Origin of the sequence: Streptomyces natalensis ATCC 27448 (genome assembly GCF_000935125.1) — a bacterium.
In the GTDB taxonomy this organism is placed as follows: Bacteria; Actinomycetota; Actinomycetes; order Streptomycetales; family Streptomycetaceae; genus Streptomyces; species Streptomyces natalensis.
Genome location: NZ_JRKI01000029.1, coordinates 480,464 through 495,310, shown reverse-complemented (window position 1 = coordinate 495,310; position 14,847 = coordinate 480,464). Strand labels below are relative to the sequence as shown.

The window sequence follows — 14,847 nt, the reverse complement described above, 5'->3', positions numbered from 1 at the left end:
TTAAGTATCTGGAGCTACCGTCTGTGGAAGTACTTGATGTGATTAAACATCTACGATCTGAAGCATTGAGAAGGTCCCGCCAGCCATGAGCCACGCCGCATCCGCCCCCGACTCCGCCGCCGGGCGACGGAACGAGACGGTCATCGTCCTCGCCCTGAGCCTGGCGGCCATGGTCGTATCGATGATGCAGACCCTGCCCGTCCCGATCCTGGGCCTGATCCGGAGCGACCTCGGCACTTCGACCGCCAATGTGAGCTGGGTGACCACCGCCACACTGCTGTCCGCCGCCGTCTTCACCCCGCTGCTCGGCCGCTTCGGCGACCAGCACGGCAAGAAGCCCACCCTGGTGGCCGTGCTCGTCGTCATGGTCGCGGGCTCCGTGATCGCCGCGGTCGCGAGCTCGCTGCCGCTGCTGATCCTGGGCCGGGTGCTCCAGGGCGCCGCCACCGCGATCTTCCCGCTGGCCCTTTCCGTCCTGCGCGAAGAGGTACGGCCGCAGAAGCTGCCCGGCGCCATGGCCCTGGTCAGCGGCACCCTGGCGTTCGGCAGCGGGCTCGCGCTCGTCGCCACGGGCCTGCTCACCTCCGGCGCCGACGCCGACTACCGCAACGCCTTCTGGATGGCGACCGGCTTCGCGGTGCTCGCCCTGCTCGCCGTCGTCTTCCTGGTCCCGGCAACCCGGCACAAGACCGGCGGACGCACCGACTTCCTCGGCGCGCTGACCCTCGGCATCGCCCTCCTGCTGCTTCTGCTGCCGATCTCCCAGGGCCACGAGTGGGGCTGGGCCTCCGGCCGCACCCTGGGCGCCTTCGCCGGCGCGGTCGTCATGATCGCGGTCTGGGTCCTGGTCGAGCTCAAGGTCCGCGCGCCCCTCGTCGACATGCAGATGTTCGTGCACCGCCCGGTCCTCATGGCCAACCTGGCCGGCATCCTCGTCGGCTTCGGCATGTTCGCGAACTTCCTCGGCGTCTCCTACCTCGTGCAGATGCCCAAGGCGCTCACCGGCTTCGGCTTCGACGCCTCCATCCTCCGCGCATCCGTCGAGTTCCTGCTGCCCGGCGCGATCGTCTCCCTGCTCGCGTCGCCCATCGGCGGCCGGCTCGTCCGTCACCGCGGCCCCCGGTTCGTGCTCGCCATGGCCGCCGTATTCGGAGCCGTCGGCTTCGGCTGGCTGGCGCTCGAACACGCCCACACCGGATCGGTGATCGGAGCCGGCCTCATGACCGGCGCGGCCGTCAGCTTCGGCTACGCCGCCATGCCCGCAGTCATCATGGCGAGCGTCCCGCACCACCAGAGCGGTATAGCCAACGGCATCAACTCGATCTCCCGCTCCACCGGCAGCGCGATCGGCAGCGCCGTGGTCACCACGATCCTGGCGTCCAAGACCATCGAGCACCTGCCGGCGGGCGTTCCGCCGCTGCCCGCCGAATCCGGGTTCACCCTCACCTTCGGCATCGGGGCCGTCGCCTTCGCGCTGGTCGCGGTGATCGGCTGGCTCGGCCTGCGCGGACAGCACGGCCCCCGGGTCGCCGAAGCGGGCGACGTGAACGCGGACACCCCTTCAACTCCGGTTGCAGATACGCCCGTTGACGGTCCGGTTACGGATCCTGCGATCCAGTCCGACGCCCTCCAGGCCGACGTCCTCCAGTCCGATGCTCTTCGGGCCGATGCCCTCCAGGCCGATGCTCTTCCGGCCGGGGCCGGTTTCCACGGACTGGTGCGGGACGCCGACGGCGAGGTGCTCGGCGGTGTCGCGCTCGCCCTCGTCTCACCGGACGGACGGCAGGTGGGCCGCACGGTCTCCGACCCCGACGGCCGGTACGCGCTGGATGCCCCGACCGCCGGCCCGTACATCCTGATCGCGGCCGCCGACGGCCATCAGCCGCAGGCCGCCACGGTGACGGCGGCGGCCACTCCGGTCGCGTACGGCGTCAGGCTTCCCCACGCCACAGAACCTGCCGGTCTGCACGTGCGGGGCACCGTACGCGCCGGGGAGGGCGGCCGCCTGCTGCCCGATGCCCGGCTGACGCTGGTGGACGCTTCCGGGAACGTGGTGCGCACCACCATCACGGATGCCGACGGCGCATACGCCTTCACCGACCTGACCGCGGGCGAGTACTCGCTCATAGCCAGCGGCTACCCGCCCGTGGCGTCGGCGCTGGCCGTCGAGGGCCGCGGTACGGACAGCTTCGACATGGCGCTGGCGCACCCGGCAGCTCCGTAGGCGGGGGCGTCCGGGATCACACGGAGCCCGCCGGACAGGCGGAATGCCGCGCCCGCCAGGACGGTTGGCCCTCCATGCACCCGATGCACCCGATGCCTCCCATGCACGTCACACATACCTACACCGATACCTACAGCGGTACCGCCACTGGCACCGACGCCGGCACCGGCACCTACTCCGATACCTACTGATGCTGACAAGGAGCACCTCCATGACCGCCACGGCATCCTCCGCCGCGTCCCGCGCGGCCGAGATCCTCTCCCGGCCCGTCGCGCTGAACGGCCTGACCGTTCCCAACCGCATCGCCATGGCGCCGATGACGCGCATGTTCTCCCCGGGCGGCATACCCGGTGAGGACGTGCGGTCGTACTACGCCCGTCGCGCCGCCGCGGGCGTCGGACTGATCGTCACCGAGGGCACATACGTCGGCCACGAGTCCGCCGGGCAGAGCGACCGCGTCCCCCGCTTCCATGGTGAGGAGCAGCTGGCCGGGTGGGCGAAGGTCGCCGAGGACGTGCACGCGGCGGGCGGCACGATCGTGCCGCAGCTGTGGCACATCGGCATGGTGCGCAAGCAGGGCGAGCCGCCCTACGCCGACGCCCCCGCCGTCGGTCCCTCCGGCATCCGCGTCGACGGCACCGAGAACGCCGGCAAGGCGATGACCCAGCGCGACCTGGACGACGTCATAGGCGCCTTCGCCGAGGCCGCCGCGGCCGCCGAGCGCATCGGCTTCGACGGCGTCGAACTGCACGGCGCCCACGGCTACCTCCTCGACCAGTTCCTGTGGGCGGGCACGAACCGCCGTACCGACGCCTACGGCGGCGACCCCGTGGCCCGTACGAAGTTCGCGGCCGAGATCGTGGCCGCGGTGCGCGCGACCGTCTCGCCGGACTTCCCGGTGATCTTCCGCTACTCGCAGTGGAAGCAGGAGGCGTACGACGCGAGGCTCGCCGAGACCCCGGAGGAGCTGGAGGCGATCCTGAACCCGCTCGCCGCGGCCGGCGTCGATGCCTTCCACGCCTCCACCCGCCGCTACTGGCTCCCGGAGTTCGACGACTCGGACCTGAACCTGGCGGGCTGGACCAAGAAGCTCACCGGCAGGCCCACCATCACCGTCGGCTCGGTCGGCCTCGACGGCGACTTCCTCCGCGCCTTCGCGGGCGAGGGCGCCCCGGTCCAGGGCATCGACAACCTCCTGGACCGCCTGGAGCGCGACGAGTTCGACCTCGTCGCCGTCGGCCGCGCCCTGCTCCAGGACCCGCAGTGGGCGGCAAAGGTCCTGGGAGGCCGCGTCGAGGAGCTGACGCCGTACGACGCTGCGGCGCTGAAGACGCTGGGCTAGGGCCTGTCCGATGGGTCCTGGCCGGGCCCGCGGCGCCTGGCACGGCACCTCGCGGCGTCTGGCACGGCACTCCCCCAGCTAACGCTGGGAGGTGCCCCCACGCGGCGTTGCCGAAACATCCCAATAGCTCCGCTATCGAGACGCTCCGGCGCCTTGCGATGCAGCTCGGCTTCCGAGGAATCCATGAAGAGCCGAGACGGAGCGAAGCGGAGTGCACCAGACGCCGCGGCCTTTCCGACCCTGACCCATCGGACAGACGCTAGGCCGCAGCCGTAGCAGGCTCGTATGACGGAGGGCACCGGTTCTCACCGGTGCCCTCTTGTCGATTCCGCACAGGCTCGCCGGCAGGCAGTGAACGCGCCCCGCCGCGTCGCCAGTTGTCCGCGCCGGAGCCCGATCGCACGCTGTCTGATCCTTTGTCATGGTGCTCAGTTTCACCGATGTGGATCACACGATCCACTCCGTGATGTCAGCCCGGAAGAGGCGGCCGGGCAGGTACCGCAGGGAAACCCGCTCGACCTGCTCAACCCCGCGAGACCATGGACACATGCCGTCGACCGCATCAGCAGCCCGCGAGCTTCAGGACCGCGCCGCCCTTTGGAGCATTGGCGAGATCAGCGCCACCGACATCGTTACGGGTGCCTGTGACGCACTCGTCGACGGCCTCGACAGTCCAGCTCTGCGGACCTTGGCGGCGTGCACACGAGCGGAGGCGATGTACGACGTCCCCGAGCTCCTTCCCCCAGCACTCCTCGAATTGGGCCTCACCTTCTACCCCTTCGACGGAGTTGCCGGACGGGGAGCCGCCGCACGAGCACTTGCCGCTCGGATGCTGGCCGGCGAGCTGTCCCCACGTGAGCTGGCCTTCCGTGTCCACCAGCACTTCGGGCACGAGCTGCCCCTGGCGGAACGGCTCGCCGAACTGGACGACGCGTACGACACGCTCGCATACGGCGACAGAACACCGGCACAGCTCGACGCCGACGTCAGGGCCGAAGCCCTTCGGCTCGTTCGGCATCCTCGTGTTTCCACCGATCCCACGGATGCACCGACCTGAAGCACAGCGCTGAACCTGGGTTTCACGCCGACCGGGCTACTGCTTGAGGCCGAGTACCGATTCCGCGGTCGTCCAGTCGTGTGCGATGGCCTCTTGGGTCTTGGCCAGCTCGGTCTTGCCTGAGCAGATCGCGGCCTTGAGGCGGTTCTCCACCACGTCCTTGGGGTTGTTGGGCCCGGCGCCGGGGCGGTGTCCCGGGGACGGCGGCTCGACCCAGAGGTTGCGCGGGTCGTTGGGGTCGCCGCCCAGCTGGAGGCTGATGAGGTGGTCGTACTCGGCGTCGTGCAGGGGGCCGGTATAGCCGTACGAGGCGGCGTTGGCCTTCTTCTCGCGGCTGGTGATGTTCACCGGCGGCCGGATGCCCTTGGTGTAGCCGCTGCGGCAGATCGTCGTCTTCAGCGTCGCCGCCGTGACCTTGGGATTCGTCGCCCCGGGGGTGCACTTCGGGTCGGGCAGTGGCTGCTTGCCGGCGGTGTGACGGACGTGACAGGAGCCGGGGGACGGCTGCGGCTGGACGGTGTAGGCGGGCTGGGGACCGGGGCCGGCGGGTATCGAACCGCCCGGACCGGAGGCGGACGGAGAGGAGGTCGAGGAGGGGGCCGGCGCTCCGGTGTGTGCGGAGCTGCCCTTCGCGTCGGGGTGGGTCCGGACGGAGGAGCATCCGGCGAGGGCGGTGGCCACGACGGTGAGGGCCGCCACCGCGGCCCGGCGTGCGGATATCGGCATGGGAGAGGAATACCCCACGGCGGTGCCGGGCAGCCAGCCCGCCGGAAGCACGGCCGGATCGTCACCCCGTGCGCGCGCAGTCCGTGCGCGGGGTGGCGCCCCGGTCGGGCCTCTGTGCCTGCCTGGGCAACCGGCTCTCAGCGTCCGCCGCCAGCTGCCGAAAGGGTCTCTGTCACGGACGACCAGGCTAGGGCCGTTCTGATGGATCTCCGCGGCGTCGCGACGCCCGGCACTCCCTCTCGCCGCACCGCACGAAAGCCCAAGTAGCGCCGCTACGAGGACTTCCGCGCGGCACGCCGAGAGCACGCACCGGACGCCGCTCCTTCTCCCACGGAGATCTATCAGAAGGGCTGTAGTGCACGCGGCCACCGTGGACTGCGCTGTCGGCCGGCAGGGCAGCACGGACGGCCACGTTGTCAGTGGGCTCCTGCATCATCGTTCCCATGACACAGAGCACTACGGATAGCACTACCGACGCGCTGCATACGCTCTCCCGTGATCACCTGCCCGCCGAGATCGCCGAGCGGTGGATCGCCCTCCTGCGGCCGAGCGTGCGCCTGGAGAAGGGTACGGATACGGGTACGGAAGCGGGTACGGAAGCGGTCGTCGGCCGGCTCGGCGGTCTGCCGGAGCTGCCGGAGGACGAGGGGTGGCCCGTATGGGAGGGCAACGGCCCGCTTGCCTTCGTCGCTTCACTCGACTGCGCCCTGCTCCCCACCTCCGCCCTCGACATGGCCTTGCCGGAAGACGGCACGCTGGCCTTCTTCTCTTTCGACGGGCAACTGGACGACGGCTGTGCGGTGGTCGACCCCGGTGAGCCCGACAGCTGGGCGGGAGCGCGCGTGCTGTACATACCGGCAGGCGTCCCCGTCGCCTCGCGGGCGGCGCCGGAGGGGATTCGACCGTACCCCGAGGTGCCGCTGACGGCCCGGGTGGAGATGACGGCACCGTACCTCTGGCACCCGGTGGTGCTCCGGGAGTTCGCGCAGTTGCCCGACGACCACCCGTTGTGGGGCGAGGAGTTCCAGGAGGCGCTGTGGGACCACTTCGAGGGCACGGAGCACCGTATCGGCGGCCACGCGAACCCGGTGCAGGACGATGTGGAGACCGAGGTCGCCCGCGGCGCCCTGGGCAGTCCCCCGTGGGATGACCCCCGCATCAAGGAGGAGGCTCTCCGCTGGCTGCTGCTCGCCCAGTTCGACACGGATGACGACGCCGACATGATGTGGGGCGACTGCGGCGTCCTCTACTGGCTCATACGCCCCGAAGACCTGGCCGAGCGCCGCTTCGACCGCGCGATGTTCACCTGGCAGTGCGGCTGAGGGGAATCGTCGCCGAACGCCCGTAGCAGCCGGGCCAGGGTCCGGCTCATGGTCGGCGCGGAGGTGCGGTCAGCGGCAGTCCTCGCCGCGTCCGATTCGTTCAAGACCGCCATGCGCCCCGGCTCTAACGTGGCGCTCATGACTCCTCTACCCCGGATCGACCTGATCGGCCTCGTTGTCTCCGACATGGCAGCCTCGCTCGCGTTCTACCGTCGGCTCGGACTGGACGTGCCCTTGGAGGCGGACGGCGCACCCCATGGAGAAGTCACCCTGCCCGGCGGGCTCCGCCTCGCCTGGGACACCGTCGAGACCGTCCGGTCCTTCGACCCCGACTGGACGCCGCCCGTAGGCGGCCACCGCACCGCGCTCGCCTTCGCATGTGCCGACCCCGCCGAGGTCGACGCGACGTACGCAACGATCGTCGCCGCGGGCCATGCGGGCCACAAAGCACCCTGGAACGCTGCCTGGGGCATGCGCTATGCCGTCCTTCATGACCCCGACGGCAATGCCGTGGACCTGTTCGCCGAGCTAGGGCCTGTCCGATAGGTCAGGGTCGGACAGGCCCTATCCGGCTGATTCGTCCGCCAGCAGCCGCCCCAGCGGGACGCCGGCCAGCGCCCGCACCTCCCGTGCGAGATGCGCTTGGTCGGCATACCCGGCAAGCGACGCGACCTGCGCGAACGGCAGCCCGGCTCGGGCCCGGTCGAGGGCCCGGGCCAGCCGTAGGACCCGGTCGAGCGTCTTCGGCCCGTAGCCGAACGCCTCCAGACAGCGACGATGCAACTGCCGCTCGCTCAGCGTGAGTTCGCGCGCTAGCTCCCGCACCGTCAGCCTGTGCCGCACTCCCCACAGCACCGCCTCCGGTACTCGGTCCCGCCGCGTTCGCCCGCGCCGCGCCGACGACGCCACAGCGCCCGCCGCCACCGCTTCCAGCGCGGCCGTGCGGTCCGCCGCGCCCCAGATCCGCTCGGCCACTTCGCGTTCCTGTCGCTGCGGCCACAGCTCGTCCAACGGCACGCGGCGATCACGCAGCTCATGTGCAGCAATGCCAAGCACACACGGCCCCGTACCCGGAGCGAACCGCACCCCCGAATAGGCGTCACCGGCCCGCACCGGAACCATGTGCGCCGCCGTGTCAGGGCCCGCGACCAGCAGCCGGCGCCCGGTCCAGATCAGGTCCATGCAGCCGTCCGGGAGCACGCGGATGTCCGCGCCGGCGTCCGTGTCCCGCGACTGCGTCCACACCACTGCCCCTGGCACCGCCGATGAATCCCATTCCTGGTACACGCTCCAGTATCAACGGGGACGGCGGGGAAGGGAGTCGGCGGGGAAGGGAGTCGGCGGGGGCGGACGAGGTGGGGCGTGTGCAGTGGTCGACGGAGACGTTCGGTCGGTTCAGCGTACGAAGTCGACCTCTGGGTAATGGCGCGAGGGGCCGTCGAGCAGGTGGCTGTGCTGATGGTGCAGATGTTTGTCGAAGAAGGCGGCGAGGTACGTGCGCTGGACTTCGATGGAGCGGTTGGGGTCGATCGTGCCGAGTATCTGCTCCAGTTGGGGCGGGGCCAGCCCGAATGCACCCGGTGCCTGGGGGAAAAGGACCTGGTTGTCGACGAAGGAGTTGTGCCCGGAGCCGCGTAGCTTCAGGTCGAGCCGCTCTCCGTGCAGGTGGTCCCAGAGCCGCGCCCAGCTCCCGTCGGTGTTGCGGTTGTGGTGCTCGGAACTGAACAGCATGTAGGGGCGGTCGAGCCGCTGGTATTCCGACGAGCCGAAGAGCTGGCCGTCCAGGTTCGCGCCGGCGTCGATCCTGGGGTCCGCGTGCATGGCAGCGGCCACCGACCCTCCGCCGAGGGAAGCGCCGAACATCCCGATGTGTTTCGTGCTCACGGCCTGGGTCAGCCCGTGGGGGAGCGGCTTGTGTTCCACATCCGGGTTGTGGCCGCGGGCGATCTCGGCCAGCTGGTCGTTGACGAAGCGGGCGTCCGCCGCCCGGACGTCGATCAAGTCGCGCGATTTGGTGCCTGGCGGCAGCATGCTCCCCTCATGTCGCCCGTCAGGGAACACCACATCGCCGGTGTCGTGGGTGTGGTCGATGGTGACGACCAGGTAGCCGCGGCTGGCCAGGTCCTGAACCAGTGCGGTGCCGGTCGCCCGGTTCCCGCGCCCGCCGGGTGAGTACAGCAGCACCGGCAGCTTGCCGGCCCGGTGTTCGACCGGGGCGCCGGTGTGTCCGGCAGTGGTGGGCAGGGTCACCCCGCCCGGCAGGGCCTGCTGGCTGTTGGGGAGGAGCGCGGCGGGATAGCGGGAAGTGTGCGTGGCCGGGTACCACAGCGAGACCATCAACTCGCGCTGCTGTCCGGGCACCCACGGATCCATGCGTTTCGAGTCGCGCAGGTGGAGGTCGACCGTTCCGACGCGATAGCGCCCGGTCGGGGCGGGGAGAGTCAGCTGGCCCGGGGCTTGCGGCGCCTCATTCAAGGCCGCCGCCGCGGTGATGGGCGCACCGGGGGTCTTACCGGCGGCGACGGCCGGAGCGACTCCGGCACCCAGGACGACGGCCAGTGTTCCGGTGGTGCCGGCGACCCGGGCGCGTAGCCGGCTGTGACGCCTTCGTGCGTGTTTCATCTGGTCAGATACCTTCGTCCAGGATCGGTTGCGGGCCGCGGCGCACACCGGTGGCGGTGAGCGCCGCGGCGCGGGCGGGCGTCGTCGATGGGGGATGCGTACGAGGGGCCGGGTCAGTGCGCCTCGTCAGTGGCCCGTCAATGGTCTGGCAGTGGCCCGTCAGGCCGGGTCAACTCGCCTGTGACCGCCTGCGATTGCGGCGCCGAACCGCGATGAAGCCGCCGGCGAACGCCACCGCCACCAATCCCGAGGCACCGAGTTGCAGGGGAGCCGAGGACGGACGTGGCGGCGTGGATGCGGAAGCCAGACGGAAGCCGCCGGCGAGTCCTTTGCGGTCGTACGCGGACCCCGGCAGTTTGTCCGCGTAGCGGCTGTGTACCAGCTTCTGGTACGCGGCGAGCGTCACCGTCCGCTTGCCGCGCAGCCCGGAGGCCGCTTCCCGGTTGAGTGGTTCCACGATGTTGTTCTTCAGGCGGTACCAGGCGTGGATCTGCGGCTCGGTGAAGACCTTTGCGCGGCCCGTGGTCTGCTGGCCGTAGGTGACTTCCCTGTCGCCGTCGCGCACGCCCGTCAGATGCCAACTGCCACCGCCTTTGGCCGTGGAGGCGAGCAGGACCGTGGCCTTGTGCCCGTTGGCGTCGTTCGCCCGGGAGGCCAGATATGACAGGCGCGCCACGTTGTCCGTGGTGGGCTTCGCCTTCCCGGTGACGAACGCGGGTGAGAGTTCGTACAGCGCGACCGGATCGTTCAGGCTGACCGCCTGCTGGTCGTTACGGGCTCCGTGCGCCATCGGCGCCGCCGCACTCGTGCCGCCGTCGGCGCCGGCGTTCGCCGTCACGCTGAGGAATCGGGAGACGGCGTTGTGCACTTGCGCGGTCTGGAGCACCTGCCGTGCGCCCTGGTAATGGGGGATGGCATTCGGGCTGTCGGCCGCCTGGGCCTGGCCGCAGAAAGCCGTGGAGAGCAGGGCCGCCGCCGCACCGAGGGAAAGCGAGAGACGACGAGCACTTCGTTGCAGAGAAAGGGTCTTGCCGCGCATTGCCGCCCGCCTCACTTGTGTATCCCGATGCGGGAATGGGTCCACTGGAACGAAGAGTTGTTGACGTAGTCGTTGTAGTTCCACCAGGTGTAGGTCTGCGTCGACTGCCAGGGATCGCCGACCGCGACCATCTGCGACGAGGGGTCGTAGCCGTAGATGACGTTCATATGGCCCCCGCCGGAATTCCATCCGATACGGACGGCGAAGGGACGTTTGCCGTCGATCTCCTTGCCGACCTCCGAGAACGAGGCATTGCGGTCGAGGTCGTATCCGGTGTTGCTCAGGCCGACGTTGCCCAGTCCGTTGGCCAGGTCGTCCAGCGTGGCGGGCTGGTTGTCGCAGCTGAGGTTGCTGTTCTGGGCGGCAAGCCGGCAGAAGTCCTGCTGGTTGTACTGGTTGTAGCCCCAGTACTTGGCGATGGTCAGGCCGCTGGCATCCCAGCACCACTCGTCCTGTACCTGCTTCTGCATGTCGATGGTGAGGGCCACGCGCCGACTGGACTTGGTGTGCCGGGACGGGCAGGTCGGCAGGTTGTCGGTGTTTCCTTTGAGGAACGCGTTGGCTATGTAGAAGGAACCGGAGTCCGACCAGATCCATCGGGGGTCGTTCTCCACGGCGTCGCCCTGGACGCGGCAGGTCATCGAGACCTTGCTGCCGACCGTGGCCTGACCGACGACGTGAGCGGAGAGGTTGGACGACGATCTTTCGTTGACGCTGCGGTAGTTGCCCTGACCGCCGGTCACGGTGCCGGTTACGGAACCGGCTCGGGCGGTGCCGCCGCTGAGCAGGAACCCGGCGGTGACCGCGATGAACGCGATCACCGTTAACGTTCTCCACAGAGTTTTGACGCGGGGAAGACGCATATACGGACTCTTTCGAGATGTGGGGGAAGGTACGAAGTCCATGCGGGGTGTCCGATGGGCGCTTTCACAAAAAGCCGTTCGGACCTACCTGTCGGTAGTGATTTGGCATGCGCGCTGTGTTACGCCTCAATTCCGTCGCGCATGCCTTCTGTCTGCGCACCGCGAACGGCAGCGAGCACTGGTGAACACCGCTGAACATCAGTGATGTCCCCCTGGTCGCCACGCTTGGAATGCGCAGGGGAATTAGTACAGCATCTTCACGGGCTCTTCAAATGACGCACAGTCAACTCGACTTTAGTTACCGAAGAGTTCGGGGAAAAACATAGGGCGGTATGCGTTGCCCAAGCCGTCGACGGCCCATCAAATTGCTTGAGCCTGGGCGTGTTTGCGTAATTCGTGACGTCGCATTGAGTGCGGCGGCCCGGCACGGACAGTCACATGTGCCCCGGGGTCAGAACACCCTTCCCTCACCTGGTTCACCGACTGGCGCCACGAGCTCTTGTGTTCGTTGCTGTTCTCCACAACACTCTCACTGCACAGAAACGCGCACTACTGAACATGTTCGAGCTTTGGGCGCCGACCGGTCGAGCCGAGGAGAGCAGACATGACGCAGTTCAGCCGACGGAGATTTCTGAGCGCAGCCACGGTGGGCGCCGCGTCCGCGGGCGTGGTCCTGGGCGGCGGCCGGGCGACCCTCGCCCAGGCCGAAAGCCCGAGGGGACTGACCATCCGCGGGAAGGAATTCCTCCTGGACGGCAAGCCGTTCCGGATCCTCTCGGGGGCCTTCCACTACTTCAGGACGCACCCCAAGGACTGGCGCGACCGGTTGCTGCGGATGCGGGCCATGGGCCTGAACACCGTGGAGACCTATGTCGCCTGGAACTTCCACCAACCGTACGAGAGGAAGGCCGACTTCACCGGATGGCGCGACGTCGCCGCATTCGTCCGCACCGCGGACGAGGTCGGGCTGAAGGTGATCGTGCGACCGGGACCCTACATCTGCGCGGAGTGGGACTTCGGCGGCCTGCCCGCCTGGCTCCTCAAGGACAAGGACGCGCCGCTGCGCCGTTCCGACCCCAGGTACGAGCGAGCCGTAGATGCCTGGTTCGCCGAACTGCTGCCCCGATTCGTCGACTTGCAGGCCACCCGCGGCGGGCCCGTCATCGCCATGCAGGTCGAGAACGAATACGGCAGTTACGGCCACGACCACGCGTACCTGGCACATCTGCGGGACACCATGCGGGCGCAGGGCATCGACAGCCTGCTGTTCTGCTCCAACGGAGCCACCCAGCAAGCGTTGAAGGACGGCAGCCTTCCCGACCTCCTCTCCACCGTGAACTTCGACGGGGACCCCACCGGCCCCTTCGCCGAACTGCGCACATTCCAGCCGGACAAGCCCGTCTTCTGCACGGAGTTCTGGGACGGCTGGTTCGACCACTGGGGAGAGCACCACCACACGACCGATCCGGCTCAGACCGCCGCCGACGTGGAGAAGATCCTCGAAGCAGGGGCGTCCATCAACTTCTATATGGCGGTGGGCGGTACGAACTTCGGCTGGTACGCGGGTGCCAATCTGAGCGGCAGCGGCGCCTACCAGCCCACCGTCACCAGCTACGACTACAACTCCCCGATCAGCGAATCCGGCGAACTCACCGAGAAATTCCATGCGGTGCGCAAGGTGCTTGCCAAGTACACCCAGCTGCCGAACACTTCCCTGCCGGCCACACCACGCCGGATGCCGGCCCAGCAGATCACCGTCCGCGAATCGGTGCCGCTGAGGGATGCCCTCGACGCGCTGAGCGGCACTCCGGTGCGGCGTACCACCCCCGTCCATATGGAGGCCCTCGGACAGCCGCACGGACTGATCCACTACCGCACCCGGGTGCGCGGGCCGCAGGGGACCAAGGGCCTGAGGATCACCGGGCTGGGCGACCGCGCGCTGGTGTTCGGCGACGGCAAGCGGATCGGCACCTTCGACCGCAACCAGCCGCACCACTCCGTCGACTTCACCGTGGCCGGCGCGTCCAGCACCCTCGACGTCCTGGTGGACCCCACCGGGCGGGTCAATTTCGGCCAGGGCCTCAACGACCCCAAGGGAATCAGCGGCCAGGTACTCCTCGACGGCGAGGAACTGCGCGACTGGGATATCCGCCGACTGCCCCTGGACGACCTCTCGGCGCTGAAATTCGGCAGCACGGACACCCCGGCCGGCCCCGCCTTCCACCGGGCCCGGGTCCATGTCGACACCCCCGCGGACGGCTTCCTCGCCTTCCCTGGCTGGGACAAGGGCATGGTCTGGCTCAACGGGTTCGCGCTCGGCCGGTACTGGTCCCTCGGGCCGCAGGTCACCCTGTACGCGCCGAGCCATCTGTGGCGGAGGGGACGCAACGAACTCGTCGTGCTGGAGATGGAGCGGGCGGGGGACCGGATCGAAGTGCGGTCCGCGCCCGATGTCGGTCAGGGCTGACCGATGGGTCGGCGAAGGCGGTTCAGCCGCCGACGTCCTTGGCCCAGTTCTCCTGGACGGTCCGCAGCGCCTTGTTCAGCTGGGCCTCGGTCGGGAACTGCGGTGTGCCCTCGACCGTCGGCAGCCGTGCGGCCAGGGCCTGGTTGAGGGTGCCGTTCTTCGTCATGGCGGCCATCAGGACCGGGCGGGCGTAGTCCACCAGGCGCAGGTTCTGGCCTTCCGGACTGAACAGGTACTCCTCCCACAGGCGCGCCGCGGCCGGGTGGGGCGCATCCTTGTTGATCGCCTGTGCGTAGTACTGCGAAAAGCTGCCGTCGAACGGAATGGAGACCTTCCAGCGCACGCCCGTCCCGCGGAGCTGGTCGATGTGCTGAAGGTTCAGGTAGTCCCATTCGATGCTGACCGGTGTCCTGCCCTTGGCGATCGCGACCGGATTGGGGTCGGCCCGGTTGTAGTTGCCCATCTTGTCGAGCCGGGCGAAGAAGTCGATGCCCGGCTGGATGTTGTCGAAGGTCCCCCCGTTGGCGAGCGCCGCCGCGTACACGGCGGCGAAGGCCGAGCCCGCGATCGTGGGTTCGCCGTGGATCGCGACCAGGCCCTTGTACGCCGGTTGGAGCAGATCCGCGAAGGACTCGGGGCAGGTGTGGACGCGGGCGGCGTCGCAGCCGATGGAGACGTAGCCGCCGTAGTTGTTGTACCAGCGGGCCTGGGGATCCTTCTGCTCCGGCGGGATCTGGTCGAACTGCGCGACCCGGTAGGGGGCCAGCAGGTTCTGCCGCGCCGCGGACTGGGCGAAGGAATCCCCGAGGTCGAGCACATCGGGGGCGCGCTTCTGGCCACGGTGGCGCTTCACCGCGTCGATCTCCTGCTCGCTGTGGCCGTACGGATTGTCGACGACGACCTTGATGTCGTACTTCCTCTCGAAGCCGTCGATCAGCCGGCCGTAGGTGGCCCACTGGCGCGGCAGCGCGACCGTATTGAGCCTGCCCTCGCGCTTCGCGGCCTTGACCAGTGCCGTTGTCCCGCCCGCTTCCGCGGCGGACCCGGCCCGGGAGGGCTCGACCGGCCGAGTGGTGCTTCCTTCCTGGCAGGCACCGAGACCGAGCACCGCAAGGCCGAGACAGCAGAGGACAGCGCCTGCGCGGACCCGATGATGTGTCGCCACGACGCCTCCAGCACGGCCAC

The 14,847-nt window shown here is 69.0% G+C and carries 12 protein-coding genes; 6 read left to right on the top strand and 6 right to left on the bottom strand.

The features are described 5' to 3' along the window. Positions 1-85 precede the first annotated feature (85 nt). From SNA_RS21680 to SNA_RS21670, 3 genes are all read left to right on the top strand, one after another. Positions 86-2,224 carry an MFS transporter gene (locus tag SNA_RS21680; RefSeq protein ID WP_078970084.1) on the top strand — a complete coding sequence of 713 codons (2,139 nt, stop codon included), beginning with the start codon at positions 86-88 and terminating at the stop codon, positions 2,222-2,224. A gap of 211 nt (positions 2,225-2,435) precedes the next feature. Next, positions 2,436-3,566 (top strand): NADH:flavin oxidoreductase, encoded by a 1,131-nt coding sequence (locus SNA_RS21675; protein WP_044366271.1) that lies wholly within the window; start codon positions 2,436-2,438, stop codon positions 3,564-3,566. A 547-nt stretch (positions 3,567-4,113) separates the two neighbouring features. Next, on the top strand, positions 4,114-4,623 hold the full coding sequence (locus SNA_RS21670; protein WP_044366634.1) for a hypothetical protein: 510 nt from the start codon (positions 4,114-4,116) through the stop codon (positions 4,621-4,623). Between the two features lie 36 nt (positions 4,624-4,659). Here the strand turns inward: SNA_RS21670 and SNA_RS21665 are convergent, their stop codons facing one another. Next, the gene (locus SNA_RS21665; RefSeq protein ID WP_030065304.1) at positions 4,660-5,349 is read right to left on the bottom strand and encodes a hypothetical protein; all 690 of its coding nucleotides are present in this window, start codon (positions 5,347-5,349) and stop codon (positions 4,660-4,662) included. 443 nt (positions 5,350-5,792) lie between these two features. Between SNA_RS21665 and SNA_RS21660 the strand changes: the two genes are divergently transcribed. Further along, a complete protein-coding gene (locus tag SNA_RS21660; RefSeq protein ID WP_030065306.1) occupies positions 5,793-6,671 on the top strand; it encodes a YwqG family protein in 879 nt (292 codons plus the stop codon). A 138-nt stretch (positions 6,672-6,809) separates the two neighbouring features. Beyond that, a complete protein-coding gene (locus SNA_RS21655) occupies positions 6,810-7,217 on the top strand; it encodes a VOC family protein (RefSeq protein ID WP_030065307.1) in 408 nt (135 codons plus the stop codon). A gap of 18 nt (positions 7,218-7,235) precedes the next feature. Here SNA_RS21655 and SNA_RS21650 read toward each other — a convergent pair whose 3' ends face one another. From SNA_RS21650 to SNA_RS21635, 4 genes are all read right to left on the bottom strand, one after another. Beyond that, positions 7,236-7,931, bottom strand: coding sequence for a helix-turn-helix transcriptional regulator (locus tag SNA_RS21650; RefSeq protein WP_044366269.1), 696 nt, complete (start codon positions 7,929-7,931; stop codon positions 7,236-7,238). Between the two features lie 135 nt (positions 7,932-8,066). Continuing rightward, positions 8,067-9,293: an alpha/beta hydrolase family protein gene (locus SNA_RS21645; protein ID WP_030065309.1), complete on the bottom strand. Its 1,227-nt coding sequence runs from the start codon at positions 9,291-9,293 to the stop codon at positions 8,067-8,069. A 169-nt stretch (positions 9,294-9,462) separates the two neighbouring features. Then, complete coding sequence (locus SNA_RS21640; protein ID WP_030065311.1) at positions 9,463-10,332, bottom strand: hypothetical protein; 870 nt, start codon at positions 10,330-10,332, stop codon at positions 9,463-9,465. A gap of 11 nt (positions 10,333-10,343) precedes the next feature. Then, positions 10,344-11,153, bottom strand: coding sequence for a papain-like cysteine protease family protein (locus SNA_RS21635; RefSeq protein WP_241779772.1), 810 nt, complete (start codon positions 11,151-11,153; stop codon positions 10,344-10,346). Positions 11,154-11,799: 646 nt separating this feature from the next. Here SNA_RS21635 and SNA_RS21630 point away from each other — a divergent pair. Beyond that, on the top strand, positions 11,800-13,662 hold the full coding sequence (locus tag SNA_RS21630; RefSeq protein ID WP_030065315.1) for a glycoside hydrolase family 35 protein: 1,863 nt from the start codon (positions 11,800-11,802) through the stop codon (positions 13,660-13,662). A 22-nt stretch (positions 13,663-13,684) separates the two neighbouring features. Here SNA_RS21630 and SNA_RS21625 read toward each other — a convergent pair whose 3' ends face one another. Continuing rightward, positions 13,685-14,827, bottom strand: coding sequence for an ABC transporter substrate-binding protein (locus SNA_RS21625; RefSeq protein ID WP_030065317.1), 1,143 nt, complete (start codon positions 14,825-14,827; stop codon positions 13,685-13,687). Positions 14,828-14,847 lie beyond the last annotated feature (20 nt).

Excerpts from the sequence above, each read along its gene's own strand:
- SNA_RS21680 (WP_078970084.1), top strand. The coding sequence starts at position 86 with ATGAGCCACGCCGCATCCGCCCCCGACTCCGCCGCCGGGCGACGGAAC.
- SNA_RS21675 (WP_044366271.1), top strand. The coding sequence starts at position 2,436 with ATGACCGCCACGGCATCCTCCGCCGCGTCCCGCGCGGCCGAGATCCTC.
- SNA_RS21670 (WP_044366634.1), top strand. The coding sequence starts at position 4,114 with ATGCCGTCGACCGCATCAGCAGCCCGCGAGCTTCAGGACCGCGCCGCC.
- SNA_RS21665 (WP_030065304.1), bottom strand. The coding sequence starts at position 5,349 with ATGCCGATATCCGCACGCCGGGCCGCGGTGGCGGCCCTCACCGTCGTG.
- SNA_RS21660 (WP_030065306.1), top strand. The coding sequence starts at position 5,793 with ATGACACAGAGCACTACGGATAGCACTACCGACGCGCTGCATACGCTC.
- SNA_RS21655 (WP_030065307.1), top strand. The coding sequence starts at position 6,810 with ATGACTCCTCTACCCCGGATCGACCTGATCGGCCTCGTTGTCTCCGAC.
- SNA_RS21645 (WP_030065309.1), bottom strand. The coding sequence starts at position 9,293 with ATGAAACACGCACGAAGGCGTCACAGCCGGCTACGCGCCCGGGTCGCC.
- SNA_RS21640 (WP_030065311.1), bottom strand. The coding sequence starts at position 10,332 with ATGCGCGGCAAGACCCTTTCTCTGCAACGAAGTGCTCGTCGTCTCTCG.
- SNA_RS21630 (WP_030065315.1), top strand. The coding sequence starts at position 11,800 with ATGACGCAGTTCAGCCGACGGAGATTTCTGAGCGCAGCCACGGTGGGC.